Origin of the sequence: Micromonospora trifolii, from assembly GCF_022229005.1 — a bacterium.
Classification (GTDB): Bacteria; Actinomycetota; Actinomycetes; order Mycobacteriales; family Micromonosporaceae; genus Micromonospora; species Micromonospora trifolii.
The window spans coordinates 136515-152903 of the sequence record NZ_JAKKFD010000024.1 but is presented as its reverse complement, the minus strand read 5'-3'; the positions used below and the strand labels follow the sequence as shown (position 1 = coordinate 152903).

Sequence of the window (16389 nt, the reverse complement as noted above, 5' to 3'; positions counted from 1 at the left end):
GGGTGCCAGCAGCGTCGGTCAGTCGAGTTCTCGCGCGGCTTCTACGACCTCCTCGCCGCGGTGGTCGACGGACGCCACCCGTGGATTTCCTGCGCTGCGGTATGCGCCCTTGATGACGCGGGCCCAACTCTTTCGAGGCAACGGCGGGCGGTGGCCGCGATGAGTCGTACGGACAAGCCGGCCGCCGTCACGATCCACCCGGACTGGTGCGCCCCCGATCGCTGCGGCTACCTGGTGCCGCCGGTGATGACGCATATGGCCCGCCGTCATCGCGGCTCAATGCAACGGGCGGGCGACAGTCGGGCGGGCGGCCTTGTCGTCACGTACCTCATCAGTAGTGAGGCTCTGGGTGGTCCCATGGTCGGCGTGCACGTGACGTGCAGGGCTGGGAACGCCTGGGCAGAGTTGTCCTTGCCGCAAGCGGCCCAACTGGTTGAGCAACTTCGCGGATCACTGGCCCAGGTCACCGGGCAAGAGGTGGCCGGCGATGAGTGAGGGTGCTGCCATTCCAGAGGGCCGGTCGCCGTTGTCGATCGCGCCGGTCGTGTGCCCCGTGTGGTGTCGGGGCTGTGGACCGAACGACCCGATGCACCGCGGGCTTCTCTCCACCATTGGACGGGAGCGGACCGGCTGGGTCACCGTCCAACTGGTCGTCGACCGGTTCGCCCGCCGGGACCTGGCTGTGAAGCTCGATGCGACCCGATACGGCGCGACGCAGACCGTGCTTCTGTCGCCCGCGCAGGTGGATCGGCTCATCGACGAGCTGGAGATGCTGACACCTGCAGAAGGCGGCGAGCGGGCCGGAGAGACGCGGTGAACGCCAATACGCGTCGGGGCTCAGCCGTTCCTCGTACTCCTGGCCTGCGCCCTGCGCGGCCACCGCGAGCAGCGGCAGCCGTACCGCCGGTTCCTGAGCGGCCCGCTGGCGGCACCACCTGGCAGACGTTGGAACGTCTAGGGGGTACGGTGACCGGTGTGCAAGGCCGGGACTGGCGCCCTCGCTACCTGCAACTCGCGGAGGAGTTGCGGGCGAAGATCGTGAGCGGCGAACTGGCCCCCGGCACCCTGATGCCCAGCGAGACCGAGTTGGCCGACACCTCGGGCCTGTCCCGAACGAGCGTCCGCAACGCCATCCGGCAGCTCCGGGAATGGGGCCTGGTCCGCGCGGAGCAGGGGCGCGGCACCTACGTGCGGGCACCCCGCCAGCGGGTACGCCGTCGCAACACCGAGCGGTACCAGTGGGAGAAGGATCGCGTCCTGCTCGACGAGGACGAGCGGCTGAAGACTGGCGCCACCGAACACGACACCGGCCTGACTGTCGACGACCTGAAGTTCCACGCCGAATACTCTCGGGTGGAGGCGGATGCGGAGATGGCGGCGGCCTTGCAGGTCGAGCCGGGTGCGCCGCTACTGCGCCGGGTCTACTGGACGTCGTCGCGGCACGAGAACGCGCCGTTGACCGTGTCGTACTCCTACCTGCCCTACGACCTGGTGGCCGCGAACCTGGACCTGCTCGACGCGGGCAAGGAACCGTGGCCGGGGGGCACGCAGCATCAGCTCTACACGCTGGGTATCGAGTTGGATCGGATCGACGACGAGATCCGGGCGCGTCCGCCGTCGCCGGATGAGGCCGAGTTGCTGGACATCGACCCGGGCGTCTCCGTGCTCACCGTGCGAAAGACCTCGACCGACACCACCGGCCGGGTCGTCGAGGTCGCCGATGTGGTGATGCCGGGTGACCGCACCGAGCTTGTCTACTCCCACAGACTCCAGCGGTGGAAAACTTGACGCAGCTCGTCTCGGTCATCACCCCGGTCCACGCGCCCAGCATCGAGCACCTGCCTGGCGCCTACGAGTCGTTGGCCAAGCAGGAGATGCCTGACGGCTGGGACTGGGAATGGCTCGTCCAGGAGGACGGGCAGACCGGCGCCCTGGTCGACGCGCTGCCCGATGATCCCCGGATCAGTCTGGGCACCGGCCGTCCCGGTGGGCCTGGTGTTGCCCGTACCCTCGCGCTCTCCCGAGTCTCCGGGGACCTCATCAAGGTCCTGGACGCCGACGATCAGCTGACTCCCGGCGCGCTCACTCGGGACATCGCCGCGTTCGACGCGCACCCGCAGATCGGCTGGACCACCTCGCGGGTACTCGACCTGCTGCCGGACGGCTCGACCGCCGGATGGGACAAGGATCCGGCCGGCGGAGTCATCGACCGCGGTGCGGTCCTGACGTTCTGGAAGACCAACGACTACCGAGCATCGGTGCACCCGGCGACCCTGTGCCTGCGGCGGGATCTCGTCTTCGCCCTGGGCGGCTGGATGGCCCTGCCCGCCTCCGAGGACACCGGCCTCCTGCTTGCAGCCAACGCGGTCACCGCGGGCTACTTCACCCGGGAGTACGGCCTGCTCTATCGCAAGTGGCCCGGACAGGTCACCAGCCAGTCCGCACACCGGGAACCGGCCGAGTACCAGGCACGGATGAGGATCATTGAGGCCCGAGCCAACGCCCTGACCTCGATGATCCCGAACGGCTTCGACGGCAGCGCTACGGCGTAGCCTCGTGCCCCGGCATCCCGTGGGTGCGGCGCCGCTCCTTCATTTCCGCTTCAAAGATGTGCCGCCGACCGCCCGCCAGCTTCTCCCGCGCGTCCCGCTCGATCTCCTGGAACGCGGCGTAGTAGCCGTCGTCGAACTCCTCCATGATCTGGAAGGTCCACCGGCCGGGTAGCAGGTTCCGCCCCATCAGCTCGTGCGCAACCCGGTCGGCCATCTCGTCATGTCCGGCCTCGCGAAGTAGCTTCACCACCCGGTCGAGGGTGAGATCCGCGCCGCCGACGAGCTGGTGCGCCGAGTAGAGGTGCCCTCGCACCCGATGGATCGTCTCCAGTGCCTTGCTCAACTCGCCGAGAGCCTCCACCGTCGTGTCGTCCACCCCGGCCGGCCGCGAGTGTGCCTCGTCGACCGAACGCCGTTCCATCTGCTCTGCCACAACTGCTCCGGTACCCGGCGGAGAGGAGTTCAAGCGGGAGGCGATGCATTGTCTGCAGCACGGAGAGTGCGCGATACAACAGGCGTAGGCTGCCGTCAAGCACCGACACGGTGCGGGCTCAAAGTCCGGGCTGAATAGTCTTAGAGTCGAAGCTTCCGCTGAGTCCGGTTGCAATTCCTGGCGCCGATGTGTCTATGATTATCGCGAGTCATAATCGGCTGCCCGAGCGACGCAAAACCGATGAATCGCCAAGATCAAGAACGGCGATCACACCGAGTTCGCGTGAGGTGGTGGAGCATGGCTCGATCCCGGAAGCGGTCCAAGCCTCGGCAGGTGCGAGGCCGAAACCGCAGGAGGCGTGGTTGGCTGCGGCAGTGCGGCGTTAAGGCTCTGACCTGGGTTGTCAGGTTGGGCATCGCCGTGGTTTCGCTGATCACTCACTTCAGGGATGGGTCTGGAGGCCAGGCCACCTAGTAGGTGACCCGGCCCCCAGGTGGGGCTCCCGCGTTAGCTTACCGGCGCAGCGGGGGCCCCTTTTCTCTGCGCCCACTCAACTACGTGAACGCAGACTCCTGAGCGTGGGTGCGTTGAACGTTCAACGCTTCCCAACTTCTAAAACCAAGCGTATAACACTCTGCGCTGCTCGTCACTCTGCCACAGTTGCAGTATCAGCGACTGTAATCCTTGCAGTATCAGCTACAGCAATATTTACAGTGTTCCTTGCAGTGGTCGTTGCAGCGTTGCGTACAGCAGTTGCAGTATCAAGCAGACCTTCGTCGGCAGCAAGCTTGGCGACATCGCAGGCGCCCGATCGGTCGACAACGCTGGTGACTGTTCGGCCAGACGGCAGGTGTCCGGTACGGGCTTGCTAGCAAGCTAGCAAGCAAGCAAGGCCGTGGGCGGGTGCAGCGCGAACCTAGAGAAGTTTGCAAACAAGTTTACAAACAGGTTTGCATGCTTGTTTGCATGCATGCTCGCTCATGAGGCGTCGCTTGGCGGGCGTGAGCAGGGGGAGCCTTCGAGCTGCGTTGCTCCTATATGGCTCCGACCGCAGTGCCTGACTCTGTTCCCTGCGCAGCTGCTAGGGCCACGCTCACTGCAGGTGGTGGGCGCAAGAGCGTGCCGCCAGCCGTCGATCAGCTTGTCCTCCCGTACCCGTGCCCTGACTTGCTGGTGCGGTCTCTGCCGATCTCTGGGCGGTGTCCTCGCTGCCGGTTGGTGGTGTCGGCCCACCTCGGCGGCTTGTTGTTGACTTGTCTGCCAAGTGCCGTCTACCTTGGACGCAACTTGGCAGACAAGTTAACAAGTTGGAGGTTGAGCGATGGCTCTGCGAGGCGGCACGAGGTTCGCGGTGCGGTGTGAGGACGTGTTCCCGGCGGGGTGCGCGTTGGTGCCCGAGTCTCTGGGCGAGGTCGAGGACTACGACGAGAAGACGGGCCGGCGTAGCCCGGCGAAGGACAAGTTGACCGGCCAGCGGGTGTGGCAGGTCCGGGTGATGGATCTGGATCCGGAGCTGGGGAAGCGGTCGCGGGAGACGACGGTGAAGATCTCGGCGGACTACCAGCCGGTGCCGCCGACGGGTGGCCTGTTCGAGGCGGTGGAGTTCGACGGCATGACGGTCACGCCGTACGTGGGCAACAACGGTCGGATGGCGTATTCGCTGCGGGCGACCGGGATGCGTGCCCCGGCGGGCGTGGCCACGAAGGCGGCGCAGTAGCTGCATCTGGTGGGGGCGGGGCTGTCAGGTCTTGGCGGACGGCAGCCCCGCCCTCTGTCTCTTTCCCCTGCTCTGTCGAGAGAGGTAGTGACATGTCCAAGCGTATGCCTGCCGTCCTGCGGCGGCCCACAGTGGCGGCTGCCCGATGATGCGCCGGCCGCGCGGCGAGGTCGTGATGACCACCGCCGGGGATCTGATGGTGATCCGCCCGCGCCGTCTGGAGCTGCCGGTCTGGCTGATCGCGCCCGGCCTCGTGCTCCGGTGGCTGTGGCGGGGCCTGTGGTGGTGTCTTCGCCACCCGGTCGCCGTCGGCCTGGTCGTGCCCGGGGTGAGCCTCTACCGCGAGTTCGGCCGATCCGGCGTGATCGTGCCCGTCGTCCTGGCCGCTGCCGTGTCGGCGCTGTGGCGGTGGCGGCACGAGTCGTCCTGGTGGACCTGGTGCGCCGGTCCGATCCTCGGCCGTTTCCGTCAGCTCTTCGTCTACCGGCGGGCCTGGCGCGAGGCAATGACCCTCTGCGGGCTGGCCAAGGTGTACGACCATCGCACGGTCCTGCCGGAGCTGCTGCGGGTCCGCTCGGATCAGGCGCTCGACGTGCTGACCATCCGCATGGTCCGCGGCCAGACACCGGAGGAATTCCAGAAGGCAACGGCGAACCTGGCGTACGCCTTCGCCCGGCGGCACGCCCGGGTCTACTCCGAGCGTCCCGATGACCCGCCGATCCGGTCGGGCTACTGGGCGCTGGTCCTGGGCGCGGTGGATCGGCTGCGGTTCCGGGACCGGCCGTCGGTGGTCTACCTGGTGGTGGTCCGCACGGATGCGCTGCGCACCCTGGTCGACCCCTTCGACGTGCCATCGGTGCCTGACTTCACCGCGTTGCCGCTGGCTCGGCGGGAAGACCTGCGGCACTGGTGCCTGCACCTGCTCGCCACGCACGTCCTCATCGGTGGCGCGACCCGGTCCGGTAAGGGCTCGGTGCTGTGGTCGCTGGTTCGCGTTCTGGCCGGCGGTATCTCCTCCGGCCTGGTCCGGCTCTGGGTGATCGATCCCAAAGGCGGCATGGAGTTCGCGATGGGTCGGCCGCTGTTCGCCCGGTTCGCCTGCAAGTCGTTCGAGGCCATGGCCGATCTGCTCGACGAGGCCGTGACAGTCATGCGGGAACGGCAGACCCGGCTTGCCGGTGCGGTGCGGGTGCACACTCCGACTCTGGCTGACCCCTTGGTCGTGGTCGTCATCGACGAGATGGCGGCACTAACCGCGTACCTCCAGGATGTTGACCTGCGCAAGCGCATCGCCGGCTCGCTCGGGTTGCTGCTGTCGCAGGGAGCCGGCGTCGGTGTTCTGGTGGTGGCCGTGTTGCAGGACCCCCGCAAGGAGGTCCTGCCGTTCCGGGACCTGTTCCCGACCCGGATCGCGCTCGGCCTGACCGAGGCCACTCAGGTCGACCTCGTGTTGGGTGACGGTGCCCGCAACCGGGGTGCCCTCGCCGACCAGATGCCCCGCTGGGCCAAGGGCGTCGGCTACGTGATCCTCGACGGCACCCCGGAGCCGGCCCGGGTCCGCTTCTCCTACATCGCCGACGACCACATTCGGGACTTGGCCGCGGAGTACCCGGCACCGGCCGACGCGGTGGACATCCTCGCCCAGGTCGGCCGGGAAACCGCCACCGAACCGGTCCGCCCGCCGCTGCCCCGGCAGCGTCGCGGACCGCTGCTGCCCGACTCGCTGCTGAACATCCTCAACCGGGACACCGATGGCGGTGAGCCGCGATGACCGCCCAGACCGACGGCCGAACCTTCTACCGGCTCCGCGCACCCGGCACCGACGGCGCCACCAGCACGGCCGTGTCCGTCCGCGTCGACCCCGCCCGGCCCGACGCATACCCGGTCTATCTCGCCGTCGGTGGCGGCCGGCGCCGCATGTACCTGACCCCCGACGAGGCGTGGGCGCTGTGGCGCTGCCTCTCCGAAGCGGTGGCCTCCCTCGGCGAGCCACCCGACCACATCCGTACCCGCGTCGCCCCGGCCCGGAGGTAACCGATGTCCCTCAAGAGCTTCTTCCTCGGCACCCACCGCCTCAAGCCGCTGCACATCGAGCTCAACGGCTCCCCGGACCGACTCGCCGGTGCCCTGCACGGCCTGGCGCACATGGTCAACCGCCGCCGCGACCTCAACGGCCAACAGATCTGCATCACCCTGACCGTGCGCGACACCAGGGGCGGCCGATGATCCGGGAACGCGCCGAGTCCGGCGTCCGGGTCCTGATCCTGCTCGCCATCGGCACCATGGCCGGCGCCGCCGCCTTTACCCACGTCCACGACCTGACCGTTGCCCACGGTCAGCCTGACTGGATCGGCTGGGCCAACGCCGTAGCGGTCGAGCTGATGGCCATCTACCTCGGCCTGGAGATCCGTGCCCGCCGTCGAACTGGTCGACCCGTCGGCCTGGTCGGCGTCCTCCTGATCGCGTTCGCGCTGCTCTCCCTCGCCGCCCAGGTTGCCGAAGCCGAACCGTCCGTCTGGGGCTGGATCGTCGCGGCGGTGCCGTCGCTGGCCTTCCTCGCCCTGGTGAAGGTCGTCCTGTCCAGCGAACCCACCACACCGCCTGCCCCGGAGCCCAATCAGCCGCAGGGCGATTGGTACGACGAGCCGCAGCCTGTCGAACCCGCGCCGCCGGCTCCGGTGATGCCGCCGGCATCAGCCGCGGTGCTGCCTCGGGTCGGTGTCGTCCAGTCCAACCGGCCCCAGGTCGTCGGGATCATCCGATGACGGCCACCCTCGTAGCCGGGCGGCGGCTACCGGAACTCGTGAACGACCTCGATCAGTCCAACGATGTGCGCGTTGAACTCGTCCAGCTCCTCGGCCGGCACCCACAGCTCCAGAATGGTCTTACCCCCAGCCTGGCGGACCGGGTACCGACTCAGGAACTCCGACTCCACCCGGAAGCGGGTTACGTAGCCGACGCCGGACGCGGGCACGTTCCAGTCCCGGGCGATCATCACCGCGTAGTCCTCGTTCAGGACCGGGTAGAAGATCGGCTGATCCGGCAGGCGCGGCGGCCACGCCCGCCATCCGGACTCGCGGACGAGATCCAGCTCTTTCGGCCCGGTTGGGCGCCACAGCACCGTCGTACCGTCATCGCTGTTCATGTCGACCTCGCCGCTCGGATTCTTGGTGAGCCCGGACAGTACCGGCGGGCCGGCACCCGAGACCACCGCATTCGACTCGCGGTGGGGGTGGGCCGATGACGGCTCCGACCCTGCCGGGCCTCGAACCCGCCGCGGCCCCGGTTGCTCCTCGACCGGGGTCGCGGGCGGCCCGCATGGCGCTACCCCGCTCGATCGACGTCCTCAAAGACATCGCCATCGAGTACGGCGTCTGCGTCCGCCCCCTCGCCATGCGCCGGACCGACCTCGACACCGGCCTGACCGAAGTCATCGACCTGCCCTGCGGCGCGACCCGCGAGGACAAGTGCCCGCCATGCGCCAAGAAGAACCGCCGGCTACGGCAAGCCCAGATCCGCGAAGGCTGGCACCGCGACGACGAGCCGTTACCCGGCCCGGAACCAGCGACCGAGGCGCAGAAGTCCCTGATCCTGTTCCGCGCACACCTGGAGTTCTCCCGCGACGAGGCGGTGAGGGCGGCCCAGTGGGACCAGGTGACCGACCTCGACGAGGCTATCCGCGAGGTAGAGGAAGCCATCACCGCTGAGGGCCTGCGCGGGCGCGTCGGACCACCTCACGCCAGCGACGACGAGGACCAGGACGACGAGCCCGGCCCACGGCGCAAGCGCTCCACCAAGCGGCGCCAGGATGCCCCCGAACTGCCCCGGCGCAAGGTCGAGCGGCGCACCGTCGGCAAGACCTACACCGCCCCGGACGGCTCCACCTACCAACCGTCGATGTGGCTGACGCTCACCCTCGACTCGTACGGCCCGGTCCGCCCCGACGGCACCCCGGTCAACCCGGCCAGGTACGACTACCGCCGCGCAGCCTGGGACGCCGTGCACTTCCCCCGGCTTCTCGACCGGTTCTGGCAGAACCTTCGGCGCTGCGAGGGCTGGAACGTCCAGTACGCCGGCTGCGTCGAGCCGCAACGCCGTCTCGCCCCGCACGCCCACTTCGCCATCCGGGGCACCATCCCTCGGGACGTGCTCCGCACCGTGGCGGCGGCGACCTACCACCAGGTGTGGTGGCCCTCGGTCGACGTCCAGCGCTACACCCTCGACCGGCTTCCGATCTGGGACGAGCAGGCGGCAGCATGGGCAGACCCCGACTCCCGCCTGCCGTTGACCACCTGGTCGGAAGCCCTCGACACCATCGACGACGACCCGGACGCGGAACCTGTGCACGTAGTCCGCTTCGGCGCCCAGGTGGACGCCCGCGGCGTCATGCCCGGCACTGAGGACGCCGAACGGACCATCCGGTACGTCACGAAATACATAACCAAGCACACCGGCGACTGCCACAAGGCGACCACCGATCGGCAACGCAAGCACCTCGACCGGCTCTGGCAGCAACTCCAGCTCACGCCATGCACCGACCGGTGCGCCAACTGGCTGCTTTACGGCGTCCAGCCCAAGAAGGCGCACGCCAAGCACAAGCCGGGCCGCTGCAAGGGCAAGTTCCACCAGCGCGACACCCTCGGCATCGGCGGCCGGCGCATCCTCATCTCCCGCGACTGGTCCGGCAAGACCCTCGCCGACCACAAGCACGACGCGCGGGCCTGGGTCCGGGCACTGCTCGGCGTCACCACCGACGGCACGCAACTCGTCGACGACCAGGGCGCCACCCCCGAACGGGTCCGGCATGCCTGGGAGTTGGCCCGGCCCGATGACCCGGACGTCGGCCCGATGACCCACCGGCTCATGCGGTCGATCAGCGAACGGGCCCGCTGGCGCTCCGAACTGCTCGCCGCCAAGGACCGGGCCGCGCAGGGGTCCCCAGATCTTTCGGCAACTCAGCACAGCGCACAGCACGACGGGGAGGAGACGCAGTGAACGAGGAGTTGTTGACCGTGCCGGAAGTGCTCGCCGAGCTGCGCGTACCGCGCTCGACCTGGTTCTACTGGCGGCAGACCGGCAAGGGACCACGAGTCATCAAGCTCCCGAACGGGCAGCTTCGGGTCCGCCGGTCGGCGCTCGGTCGGTGGCTCGGCGACCTGGAGCAGGACGCCGCATGAAGAGCTATGAGGTCCAGATCTGGGAGATCGGTAAGCGCGCTGACCGGAAGGCTCGGCCGTGGCGGGTTCGCTGGGCGGTGAGTGGCCAGCGCTTCGAGGACATGTTCCGTACGAAGGCGTTGGCGCACTCGTTCCGCGCCGAGCTGGTCCAGGCGGCCAACGCGGGGGAGCCCTTCGACCCGGCCACCGGCCGCCCGGTCTCCGAGGCCAGAACCAAGAACCCCACCACCTGGTACGCGCACAGCCGGGCGTACGTCGAGATGAAGTGGCCCCGGGCGGCTGCCAAGACCCGGCGCTCGATCGTCGAAGCGCTGACCTCCATCACGGTGACCCTGACCCGGCCGACCAAGCGGGGCCGACCGACTGACGCGTTGCTCCGTGAGGCGCTGTACCTCTACGGCCTCAACCCACGCCGCTGGTCCGACGAGATCCCCGCCGAAGACGCGGCGGCCCTCGCCTGGCTGGAAACCGCGTCCCTCCCGGTAGTCGAACTCGACTCACCCGCGATGGTCCGCCGCGTCCTCGACAGCCTCTGCGTACGCCTCGACGGCAAGCCCGCGGCTGCCTCCACCGTCCAGCGCAAGCGGGCCACCTTCTACAACGTGCTCGGGTACGCCGTCGAGCTGGAGCTGGTCGCCTCCAACCCGGTCGACCGGGTCCAGTGGACCGCGCCCGAGGTTGCACAGTCGATCGACCGGCGGGTGGTGGCGAACTCTCCACGCTGCTGGAGGCGGTGAAATCTCTCGGCAAACGCGCCGACAAGGTCACCGCGTTCTTCGGCTGCCTCTACTACGCGGGGATGCGTCCCTCGGAAGCTGCGGACCTCCGGCGGGAGGACTGTGACCTTGCCGGCCGGTGCGCCGACTGCGGCGCCGACTTCGACGACCTGGCGGCGGTCAAGCCTTCCCGGTCCTGCGAACACGAGAAGATCGAATATCGCTGGGGCCGCCTGGTGCTCGCCGGCACCTCGCCGCGCGCCGGGTCGCACTGGACCGATGACGGCGGTTCCCACGAGCGACGCGGACTCAAGCACCGGGGGAGGGCCGAGACTCGTACGGTCCCGATTCCGCCTCGGCTCGTCGAGCTGCTGTGCGCGCACGTCGAGAATCACGGGGTCGGTCCGGACGGGCGGTTCTTCCGGGGTCTGCACGGTGGGCCGCTGTCCGAGTCGGTCTATGACCGGTGGTGGAAGCTCGCCCGCGAGAAGGCGCTGACCGAATCGCAGGTCGCCTCGCCGCTCGTCCGCCGTCCGTACGATCTGCGGCACGCGGCGGCCTCGCTCTGGCTGAATGCCGGCGTCCCACCGACCGAGGTCGCCCGGCGCCTGGGTCACGGCGTCGCCGTCCTGCCCCGGGTCTACGCCAACTGCATCGACGGGGGCGACGACACCATGAACGACAAGATCGGCGACGCCCTCGGATGAGCACTCGTGCTTCGGTCCTTCTAGGCAGTCGTTGGGTGGCCGAGAAGGCGCCGAGCTTCACCGACGACGTCCGCGTCGATATCCCTGGTTGCGGTGCTGCTGTGCGGTTGCCAGTCGTGGATGGCGGCTACGAGGTCGTAGGCGTTGTCCAATGCGATCAGTTCGGCTGCCAGGGGAGTGCCGTCGTAGGAGATGAATCGGTATGCCCAAGAGGTGAGATCACGAGGCGCGATGGTCTGTGCGAGCAGTCGCCGGGCCATGATGCGGAGGGCTTGCTCCTCGCTCTCTCGGCTCCCCTCGGCGTAGTAATTCAGAGAGAGTTCCGACAGCGCGCCTTCGAGCCAACGCCGCAGCTCGTCGTTTTCCGTGCCCTTCACTGGCGAGATGCCGGCGACGATCTGGAGAGCCGGGCTGTCTATGCCCGCGATGAGGCAGTCACAGGCGGCGTCGATCACCTGGGCCGCGGTGCCGGAACCGACGCTCCAGAAGACAGCGGCGTCCTGGAGGCGAGCGAGGGCGTCCTGATCGAGCATCGCTACATGATCCGGCAGCGCGCCCGGGCTGTCGCTGGCTTATCCGCGGCTCGTCTGCCGGCCGTACGACCTGCGGCACGCGGCGGCCTCGCTTCGGCTGAATGCCGGCGTCCCGCCGACTGAGGTTGCCCGGCGCCTGGGCCACGGCGTGGCCGTTCTGCTCCGCGTCTACGCCAACTGCATCGACGGGGGAGACGACACCATGAACGACAAGATCGGCGATGCGCTCGGATGACACTAGCGCCGATGTGTAACAGTGCGTACATGCGCCCTAACCCCAGGAACCGAGGCCGGCGGTTGTTTCCGCTTGTAGCCGAGTCCGCTGCTGGTGCGGCTGGGGTATCTGGCTTCTCGGAGGCTCCAACCAAGTTTCAGCTGGTCATGGTTGGGGTGTCTGCTGTTCTGGCTGCGCTTGGTGCACTAGTAGCGGGGCCGGGCACGCTGACGCAGTCGGCCACCACGGCGCTCCGTGCGACGAGTGCCCTTTTAAAAAAATCTGCGCGACTGGCACAGTGCCAGGCTGGCACAGTGCAAATTTGGGACAGTGCCAGCCTGGCACGTTGTTGACCACTCTGGGCAACGGCTGGGCATGCTCTTGGGGCGTGGGCAGATGGTGGGCACCCGGCTCCTTGAAGCCCGGGTCGGGGAGAGAAGCAGCAGCTCAGCACGGCTGACTGGGACAAGATCACGGACGCCCTGTAAATCCGTCGCGAAAGCTTCAGAGGTTCGAATCCTCTACCCGCCACCAGGTGCAGACACGGCCCCTGACCAGCAGAGATGCTGATCGGGGGCCGTTGTCGTTTGTTCGGCCGGGTCGGCTGAGTCCAGCCGATGACCTTCGCGCCGACGCCGTGGTCGTTCAGGTGGGCGAGGACGTCATGCGCATCCTTCGGAGCCGCTAAGCGACGCGCAGCCCTCGGATGACCTCGTGTAGTTCAGCCGTTCCCGATAGCGGTTTCACCGATCAGGCGGTGCGCCTCGGCGATCACGTATGCGCCGACATCCTCAAGGGTGTCGCTGATACGCCCAGGACGTGAGGTCGCGGGGCGTGATGGTCTCTGCGAGCAGGCGGCGGGTCATGATCCGGAGGGTTTCCTCCTGACCCTCTCGGCTGCCCTCCAGGTAGTAGGTCAACGAGAGTTCCGCGAGGGTGTGTGCAAGCCAACGCCGCAGCTCACCGAGACTGACGGCGGCGCCACTTCGCGGCCGGCGAGGTGCGGCCGCGTTCCGTCCACTGCGGTAAGCCGGAATCCACGTCCCGGTCGTCGCAACACGACGCTGGCGGGTTGGCTGGGCGCATGCCAGGGCAATGGACGTCGGATCGCAGGCGCGGATGCGCGGATGCGCGGATGCGCGGATGCGTGAGAGCCGCCAAAGGTCAGAGTTTCTCGTCGTACGTCAGGCGCGGCGACGGTCGGCGCCAGGGTCGGGGCGAGCCGCGTTGCCTCGGAATGACCCCTTGTGCCCGAGAGGGAACCAGGTATGGTGGTCGATGGACTGGCCGCCGTTGGTGCGTTTCAACCCGGCGGGTTCGGTCACAGGGAGTGATCGTCAGAGACGTGTCGGTGGGTGCGTAGCAGCCTGGGTGAATTGTGCTGATGGTCGTATCAAGCGTCGAGCGAAACGCCTGACGGCATGGAACGGGCCCTGATCTGGCACGGCGGGCTGTCCGAAGGGCGCGACCTAGGCAACGCTCGGACCGGTCCCGCCACTGACCGCTTTTCTGCATACGGGCCGTGTGGCACGATCGTGGAACCTCCACCATCCCTGCGACACTTCCCCGACAGGAGCAAAAATGTCTGGTCGAACGCTGGGCCGGCTGCTTGGCTCGTTCTTGGTGCTTACCGCCCTCGCGGCTGTCTTCGTGGGTGACCTGTGGGGCGACCAGATGCAGACCGCGGACGTCATCTGGAACATGCCAGCACCTCGATAACAAACACGATCTCGATGATGTGACCGGCGGGGGCGGTGAGGGGGCGTCGCATGGCGGGTAACGGCCGCGCGGGCCCCCGCTCGACCGAGCGCGCCTGGTTCATCACCGGGCCAATGGCGTTGCTGGCCGTCGTCTGCTCCACAGTCGTCGGCCTGATCGCTGATGAGTCCGTCGGCGAGTGGCCACTCGCCGCGGCCCTGCTGGTCGCCATGGTTGCCGCAGGGCTTCCGGTGCTCAACTTCTCGGTACGGCGTCAGTCCATCGGGGTGACGCTCACCGAGATTCCGCTGGTCCTGGCGTTCTACCTGGTCCGGCCGCTCACCGTGGTGATGATCTACACCCTCGCGGCCGTCATCACGCACCTCCGGCATCGCTTTGCCGCGACGAAGTTCTGGTTCAACGTCGCTCGTGCCGCCGCGGGCTCGTCCCTGGCGATCCTGGTCCTGCAGGCGCTGCCGCCCGTGCGGGGGGTCGGCCCGGGGACGTGGCTGACCCTGTTCGTGGCGGCCAGCATGGTCAACCTGGTGAGCATCCTCTCCGTGGCGGGCGTGCACACCCTGCTACAGGGTTGGCAGGTGGGCTGGGAGACCATCCGGAAGTGCCCTCCGGCCCTGCTCACCGCGGCCATCAACATAGCCAGTGGGTTGGTCGTCCTCATTCTCATCGCGGTGACCTGGTGGTCGTTGCTGTTGTTGGCGGCGCTCGTCGGCGCGTTGGCCATCGTCTACCGCGCGTACGCGCAGTTCTTCCGACAGCATCGCACCCTCGCCGACATGTACGAGCTGAGTCGCGCGGTGGCCGAGAGCGGTCAGGACGGGACCTTGGCGGACGCGCTGCTGGGCCGGGTGCGGGCCCTCATGCAGGCGGAGTACGCCACGCTGTGGCTGCCGGCGCAGGGCCGGCATCCGGAGGTGCTGCTGACGGCACGAAACGACGATCCGGGTCTGCTCGACCTCGCCAAGACCCCGGCCGTCCTGCGGAAACGGGCCCGTGACGAGGGGCGCGTCGTCGCGGTCGGACGGGGCATGACCACCGACGCCGACCTGCGCGGCGAGTTGTCCTCGCAGCGGGTCAAGGACGTGATCGTGCTTCCGCTCCGGTCGGGCCACGTGATCATCGGTACGCTCGAGGTCGCCAACCGGCTCGGTGACAGCAACTACTTCGTCCGCAACGACGTGCCGTTGTTCGAGACGGTGGCGGCGCACGCGGCGGTGGCGTTGGAGAACTCCCGGCTGGTGGACCGGCTGCGGCACGACGCGTACCACGACGCGCTGACCAAGCTGCCCAATCGTCGGCGCATCACCGGCGCACTGGACGAGTCGGTCAAGATCCGCGCGCCCGGCGAGGTGGTGGCGCTGCTGCTCTTCGACGTGGACGGGTTGCGGCAGGTCAACGAGTCGCTCGGTCACGCGGCGGGGGACAAGGTCCTGGCCGAGGTCGCCAACCGGTTGCGGGCCAGCGCGCCGTCGTCGGCTCTGGTGGGTCGGGCGAGTGGCGACGAGTTCCTGGTGACGTTGCGGTTGGAGAGCGCGGACGCGGCGTTGGAGCTGGCCAGTCAGCTGCGGGACCAGATCCGCGACGAGATGGTCTTCGACGCGCTCACTCTGGTGGTGGACACTGCCGTCGGGGTGGCCGTACACCCGGATCATGGCAGCGATGCGGCCACCTTGCTGCTGCGGGTCGACCTGGCCACGACGGCGGCCAAGTCGGTGCCAGGCAGCGTGCAGTTGTTCAACCCGGGCCTGGAGTCTCGGTCGCTGCGCCGGCTGGGTCTCGCCGGCGACCTGCACCAGGCGCTTGATCAGGGAGAGCTGGAGGTCTACTTCCAGCCCAAGGTGACATTGCGGGACCGCCGCCTGGTCGGTGTCGAGTGCCTGGCCCGCTGGGAGCATCCGACGCACGGCACTGTCGCCCCCGAGGACTTCGTGGCGGTGGCCGAGCACACCGGCCAGTTGAGTCGGCTGACCGAGGTGGTGCTCCGGGAGGGGCTGCGCCGCAGCCGGGACTGGGCCGAGGCCAACCAGCCGTTGCCCATCGCTGTGAACCTGGCCGCACGGACGCTCACCGACCAGCACTTCCCGGATCGGGTGCAGGAGCTGCTGACCGAGTACGGGGTGCCGGCGCAGCGTCTCACCCTGGAGATCACCGAGTCGGGTGTGCTGGACGGCACGGACCGGCCCATCCCCACCCTGCAACGGCTGCGGGATCTCGGCGTACGGCTGTCGGTGGACGACTTCGGCACTGGCGACTCCTCGCTGGCGCACCTGCGCCGGCTGCCGGTGCACGAGGTGAAGGTGGATCGTTCCTTTGTGCAGGGCATGGCGACCGACCCGGGGGATCTGGCGATCGTCAACGCTGTGGTGACCCTCTCCCAGCAGTTCGGGTTGGCGGTGGTGGCCGAGGGTGTGGAGAGCGAGCTGACCCTTGAGCTTCTCCAGGACATCGGCTGCGAGATCGGGCAGGGCTTCCTGTTCAGCCGACCGCTGCCGTACGAGCGGTTGGCCGCCTGGTTCGGTGCCCAGGTGGACCCGGAGACGATCTCCAGCGGGGAGCTGCCGCGCCTTCGCGTCGTGCCCTGAGCAGGGCGCGGACGATCACCGGGGATCCGATTTCACCTGTCG

Annotated in this window: 18 protein-coding genes; 15 read left to right on the top strand and 3 right to left on the bottom strand. The window is 68.3% G+C overall.

Annotation, left to right across the window (positions count from 1 at the left end; translation table 11 throughout):
- Nucleotides 1–159 precede the first annotated feature (159 nt).
- From NIE79_RS17190 to NIE79_RS17175, 4 genes are all read left to right on the top strand, one after another.
- A complete protein-coding gene (locus NIE79_RS17190) occupies nucleotides 160–495 on the top strand; it encodes a hypothetical protein (protein WP_238679527.1) in 336 nt (111 codons plus the stop codon).
- A 91-nt stretch (nucleotides 496–586) separates the two neighbouring features.
- Nucleotides 587–817 carry a precorrin-4 C11-methyltransferase gene (locus NIE79_RS17185; protein WP_238679526.1) on the top strand — a complete coding sequence of 77 codons (231 nt, stop codon included), beginning with the start codon at nucleotides 587–589 and terminating at the stop codon, nucleotides 815–817.
- Nucleotides 818–966: 149 nt separating this feature from the next.
- Nucleotides 967–1788, top strand: coding sequence for a GntR family transcriptional regulator (locus tag NIE79_RS17180; protein WP_238679525.1), 822 nt, complete (start codon nucleotides 967–969; stop codon nucleotides 1786–1788).
- Nucleotides 1776–2552, top strand: coding sequence for a glycosyltransferase family 2 protein (locus NIE79_RS17175; protein WP_238679524.1), 777 nt, complete (start codon nucleotides 1776–1778; stop codon nucleotides 2550–2552). The genes NIE79_RS17180 and NIE79_RS17175 overlap by 13 nt, the downstream gene beginning before the upstream one ends.
- On the opposite strand, the gene NIE79_RS17170 is transcribed toward NIE79_RS17175, so the two are convergent.
- A complete protein-coding gene (locus NIE79_RS17170) occupies nucleotides 2542–2973 on the bottom strand; it encodes a hypothetical protein (protein WP_238679523.1) in 432 nt (143 codons plus the stop codon). The genes NIE79_RS17175 and NIE79_RS17170 overlap by 11 nt on opposite strands.
- 1333 nt (nucleotides 2974–4306) lie before the next feature.
- On the opposite strand from NIE79_RS17170, the gene NIE79_RS17165 reads away from it, so the two are divergent.
- The 5 genes from NIE79_RS17165 (at nucleotide 4307) to NIE79_RS17145 (ending at nucleotide 7467) form a co-directional block, all read left to right on the top strand.
- Nucleotides 4307–4702: a transcriptional regulator gene (locus NIE79_RS17165; RefSeq protein WP_091402451.1), complete on the top strand. Its 396-nt coding sequence runs from the start codon at nucleotides 4307–4309 to the stop codon at nucleotides 4700–4702.
- 175 nt (nucleotides 4703–4877) lie between these two features.
- Nucleotides 4878–6473 (top strand): FtsK/SpoIIIE domain-containing protein, encoded by a 1596-nt coding sequence (locus NIE79_RS17160; protein WP_238679522.1) that lies wholly within the window; start codon nucleotides 4878–4880, stop codon nucleotides 6471–6473.
- Nucleotides 6470–6736: a hypothetical protein gene (locus tag NIE79_RS17155; RefSeq protein WP_238679521.1), complete on the top strand. Its 267-nt coding sequence runs from the start codon at nucleotides 6470–6472 to the stop codon at nucleotides 6734–6736. The genes NIE79_RS17160 and NIE79_RS17155 overlap by 4 nt, the downstream gene beginning before the upstream one ends.
- Nucleotides 6737–6739: 3 nt before the next feature.
- The gene (locus tag NIE79_RS17150) at nucleotides 6740–6928 is read left to right on the top strand and encodes a hypothetical protein (RefSeq protein WP_196919828.1); all 189 of its coding nucleotides are present in this window, start codon (nucleotides 6740–6742) and stop codon (nucleotides 6926–6928) included.
- Nucleotides 6925–7467, top strand: coding sequence for a DUF2637 domain-containing protein (locus NIE79_RS17145; RefSeq protein ID WP_238679520.1), 543 nt, complete (start codon nucleotides 6925–6927; stop codon nucleotides 7465–7467). Before NIE79_RS17150 ends, NIE79_RS17145 begins: the two co-directional genes overlap by 4 nt.
- A 26-nt stretch (nucleotides 7468–7493) precedes the next feature.
- Here the strand turns inward: NIE79_RS17145 and NIE79_RS17140 are convergent, their stop codons facing one another.
- Entirely contained in the window at nucleotides 7494–7847 is a 354-nt protein-coding gene (locus NIE79_RS17140; protein WP_238679519.1) for a hypothetical protein, read from the bottom strand.
- A gap of 95 nt (nucleotides 7848–7942) precedes the next feature.
- Here NIE79_RS17140 and NIE79_RS17135 point away from each other — a divergent pair, with 95 nt between their 5' ends.
- The 4 genes from NIE79_RS17135 to NIE79_RS17120 are packed head-to-tail and all read left to right on the top strand — an operon-like array spanning nucleotide 7943 to nucleotide 11302.
- Nucleotides 7943–9697, top strand: a complete 1755-nt coding sequence (locus NIE79_RS17135; RefSeq protein ID WP_238679518.1) for a replication initiator — start codon at nucleotides 7943–7945, stop codon at nucleotides 9695–9697.
- Nucleotides 9694–9879, top strand: a complete 186-nt coding sequence (locus NIE79_RS17130; protein ID WP_030329852.1) for a helix-turn-helix transcriptional regulator — start codon at nucleotides 9694–9696, stop codon at nucleotides 9877–9879. The genes NIE79_RS17135 and NIE79_RS17130 overlap by 4 nt, the downstream gene beginning before the upstream one ends.
- Nucleotides 9876–10616, top strand: a complete 741-nt coding sequence (locus NIE79_RS17125; protein WP_238679517.1) for a hypothetical protein — start codon at nucleotides 9876–9878, stop codon at nucleotides 10614–10616. The genes NIE79_RS17130 and NIE79_RS17125 overlap by 4 nt, the downstream gene beginning before the upstream one ends.
- Nucleotides 10613–11302, top strand: coding sequence for a tyrosine-type recombinase/integrase (locus NIE79_RS17120; protein ID WP_238679516.1), 690 nt, complete (start codon nucleotides 10613–10615; stop codon nucleotides 11300–11302). The genes NIE79_RS17125 and NIE79_RS17120 overlap by 4 nt, the downstream gene beginning before the upstream one ends.
- A 20-nt stretch (nucleotides 11303–11322) precedes the next feature.
- Here the strand turns inward: NIE79_RS17120 and NIE79_RS17115 are convergent, their stop codons facing one another.
- Nucleotides 11323–11835, bottom strand: coding sequence for a hypothetical protein (locus NIE79_RS17115; protein ID WP_238679515.1), 513 nt, complete (start codon nucleotides 11833–11835; stop codon nucleotides 11323–11325).
- A gap of 1795 nt (nucleotides 11836–13630) precedes the next feature.
- Between NIE79_RS17115 and NIE79_RS17105 the strand changes: the two genes are divergently transcribed.
- Entirely contained in the window at nucleotides 13631–13768 is a 138-nt protein-coding gene (locus NIE79_RS17105) for a hypothetical protein (RefSeq protein ID WP_238679514.1), read from the top strand.
- 50 nt (nucleotides 13769–13818) lie between these two features.
- Complete coding sequence (locus tag NIE79_RS17100; protein WP_238679513.1) at nucleotides 13819–16347, top strand: putative bifunctional diguanylate cyclase/phosphodiesterase; 2529 nt, start codon at nucleotides 13819–13821, stop codon at nucleotides 16345–16347.
- Nucleotides 16348–16389: the final 42 nt, after the last annotated feature.